At 67.0% G+C, this 2995-nt stretch carries 3 protein-coding genes and 1 pseudogene; all 4 read left to right on the plus strand.

Features of this window, described 5'->3' with window-relative positions; translation table 11 throughout:
• Nucleotides 1-137: 137 nt before the first annotated feature.
• Nucleotides 138-1178 carry a GTPase ObgE gene (obgE, locus tag VGD20_RS06750; protein ID WP_331133717.1) on the plus strand — a complete coding sequence of 347 codons (1041 nt, stop codon included), beginning with the start codon at nucleotides 138-140 and terminating at the stop codon, nucleotides 1176-1178.
• A 49-nt stretch (nucleotides 1179-1227) separates the two neighbouring features.
• Entirely contained in the window at nucleotides 1228-2022 is a 795-nt protein-coding gene (locus VGD20_RS06755; protein WP_331133718.1) for a MipA/OmpV family protein, read from the plus strand.
• Between the two features lie 326 nt (nucleotides 2023-2348).
• Nucleotides 2349-2594 (plus strand): hypothetical protein, encoded by a 246-nt coding sequence (locus VGD20_RS06760; protein WP_331133719.1) that lies wholly within the window; start codon nucleotides 2349-2351, stop codon nucleotides 2592-2594.
• Nucleotides 2595-2644: 50 nt separating this feature from the next.
• Nucleotides 2645-2995 (plus strand): annotated as a pseudogene (locus VGD20_RS06765) (L,D-transpeptidase); the annotation flags it as partial.

The raw sequence follows: 2995 nt of genomic DNA on the forward strand, positions 1-2995 counted from the left end.
AAGCCAGAAACCCGTTCGCATCGAGCGAAGTCGAGATGCCCCTCGGCTTGGCGCCATGCTGCGGGGTGTGTCGACTTCGCTCGACACGAGCGGGTTCAGACGTCTAATTCTATCTTCCCGCCCCAAAAGGCCCCGCCATGCATTTCCTCGACCAAGCCAAGATCTTCATCAAGTCCGGCGACGGCGGCCCCGGCGCCGTGTCGTTCCGGCGTGAAAAATATGTCGAATATGGCGGTCCCGACGGAGGCAATGGCGGCAAGGGCGGCGACATCGTCTTCGAGGCAGTCGCGGGCCTCAACACGCTGATCGACTTTCGCTACACCCAGCATTTCAAGGCGAAGCGCGGCACCCCCGGCGCGGGACGCGACCGCACCGGCGCGGGCGGCCCCGACCTCGTCATCCAGGTGCCGATCGGTACCCAGATTCTCGACGACGACGAGGATCGCAGCCTGCTTGCCGATCTGACCAGGGAAGGCGAACAGCTCGTCTTCCTGCGCGGCGGCGATGGCGGCCGCGGCAATGCGAGCTACAAGACCTCGACCAACCGCGCGCCGCGCCAGCACGGGCCCGGCTGGCCGGGCGAGGAAATGTGGGTGTGGCTGCGGCTGAAGCTGCTCGCCGACGCGGGTCTCGTCGGCCTGCCCAACGCCGGCAAATCGACCTTCATCAACGGCGTCACCAATGCGCAGGCCAAGGTCGGCGCTTACGCCTTCACGACGCTCCGCCCGCAGCTTGGCGTGGTGAGCCACAAGGGGAACGAGTTCGTCGTCGCCGACATCCCCGGCCTGATTGCGGGCGCCGCCGAAGGCGCGGGAGTCGGTGACCGTTTCCTCGGCCATATCGAACGCTGCCGCGTACTGCTCCACCTCGTCGACGCGAATGACGAGGATGTCGCGACCAGCTACCGGATCGTTCGCGACGAACTCGAAGCCTATGGCGCCGATCTCACCGACAAGCCGGTGATCGTCGCGCTCAACAAGATCGACACGCTCGACGACGAACTGGTCGCGGCGCTGTCGGCCGAACTTGCCGCGGAAAGCGGGCATCCGGTGATGGCGCTGTCGGGCGCAAGCGGCGCGGGCGTCCCCGCGGTGCTCGACAAGCTGCTCGAGGCGATCGGCTATCCCGAACCGGGCGAAGACGAAAGCGACGAGGCCGCCGGCTGGTCGCCGCTCTAGGAACGAACACTGCCGCTGGGAATTTCATGCGGAACAACAAGGATTTCGCATGACCGATCACAGCAAGCTTTCCGCCCTTCTCGTCGTCGCGCTCGCGGCGCTCTCCATCCCGGCGCAGGCACAGGACGATGCCGGGAACGGCGAAAGACGCACACGCATCATCCTCGGCCCGCAGCTGTCGCCCTCCTGGCCCGGCGCCGACAAATTCAGCGTCGGCCCCTATATCGACGTCTCGCGCACCCGCGACAGCGAGTTCGAGTTCGAAGCCCCCGATGAAAGCTTCGGCTCGCCGCTGGTCCATTCGGGAAATTTCGCGTTCGGGCCGGCATTCGGCTTCATCGGCAAGCGCAAGGCATCCGACATCGGCGCGGACCTGCCCAAGGTTGGCCTGTCGGTCGAGGCGGGCGGCTTCGCTCAAATGTCGCTGACCCCGTCGCTCCGCGTCCGGGTTGAGGGCCGCAAGGGTCTCAGCGGCCACAAAGGCTGGGTCGGCGAAGTCAGCGCCGACTATATCGCGCGACAGGGCGACGACTGGCTCTTTTCGATCGGCCCGCGCGTCACGCTCGGCGACGCGAAATATCATCGCGCCTATTTCGGTGTCACCCCCGCCGCCGCGCTAACCTCGGGCCTCCCCGCCTATGACCCCGGCGGCGGCATCCAGTCGGCGGGCGTCACCGCGGGCTATCACCGCATGCTCGGCAAGAATTGGGGCCTCGCCGTTTACGGTCGTTACGACCGGCTCGTCGGCGACGCCGCAGACTCGCCCGTCACGCGCGAGCTAGGATCACGCGGTCAACCGTCGGGCGGCATCGCGCTGAGCTACACATTCGGCGGCGGCCGCTAACGACCGGAAGCAGCCATTCGCTCCTCCCTGTGGCGAGCCATGGGGAGGTGGCAGCGCGAAGCGCTGACGGAGGGGCATTGGAACAAGCCTCTCGGCCCCTCCACCATCGCTGCGCGAGAGAGGCGCGCGAACGGCAGCTCTCCATCCCCAACTCGTCCACCGCCTCGACAGAAGCCCGGGGAACTTTCGCTGCAGATCATCGTTCAAAAACCACCCCTGATCGCGGGATGGATGACGCATCGTTAAACCTGACCATGTCTGAAATCTCGGGGTTGGGCACTCGTCCGTGGAAGGTGACTTCCATCGGCATCGAAAAGGAGTGGTCTATGCGTATCCAACCCGTTTTGCTCGGTGCGCTTGGCGCGCTGGCGCTCTCCGCCTGTTCGCAGAAAGAAGACGTCGCGATGGCACCGCCCCCGCCGCCGGGCGCGGTTCCGGGGAGCGTCGCCGCCGACCGCGACGGTGACGGCATCATCGACGGCTATTATACCGCCGATGGCGTCTATCATCCGAACTATGCGCCGCCGCCCCCGCCGCCGCCCGCACCTTCGCGGGTGGGAGAACGCGGCTGAACACCCGTATCCGGGGAGCGCGGCGCCGCAGCGCTCCCCTTTTCCTCGCATTGCTCGCGCTGGGCGGAACGCTCGCGCCGCCCGTCCATGCCGCGCCCGCACCCGCTGCGGCCGGCAGCCTCGCCGGCGCGATCCGCGAGGAAGCCGGCGGCGACGTCAATCGCTTCTACGCCGCGCGCGGCTACAAACCCTTGTGGGTCCGCGCGGGCAAGATCGGGCCCGAAGCCGTAATCTTGCTCGGGTATCTCTCGACCGCATCGCGCGACGGCCTCAAATCCTCATCCTATGACCTCGAAAAGCTCGAAGCGCTGATCGCGCGCGCGCGCGGCGGCGATCCGCAGGCGCTCGCGCGCGCCGATGTCGCGCTCTCGGCGTCCTTCGCACGCTACGTCCAGGACATG

It is taken from the genome of Sphingopyxis sp., from assembly GCF_036402335.1.
GTDB lineage: Bacteria > Pseudomonadota > Alphaproteobacteria > Sphingomonadales > Sphingomonadaceae > Sphingopyxis.

Coding starts and splice junctions, on each gene's coding strand:
- VGD20_RS06755 (WP_331133718.1), top strand. CDS start 1,228: ATGACCGATCACAGCAAGCTTTCCGCCCTTCTCGTCGTCGCGCTCGCG.
- obgE (WP_331133717.1), top strand. CDS start 138: ATGCATTTCCTCGACCAAGCCAAGATCTTCATCAAGTCCGGCGACGGC.
- VGD20_RS06760 (WP_331133719.1), top strand. CDS start 2,349: ATGCGTATCCAACCCGTTTTGCTCGGTGCGCTTGGCGCGCTGGCGCTC.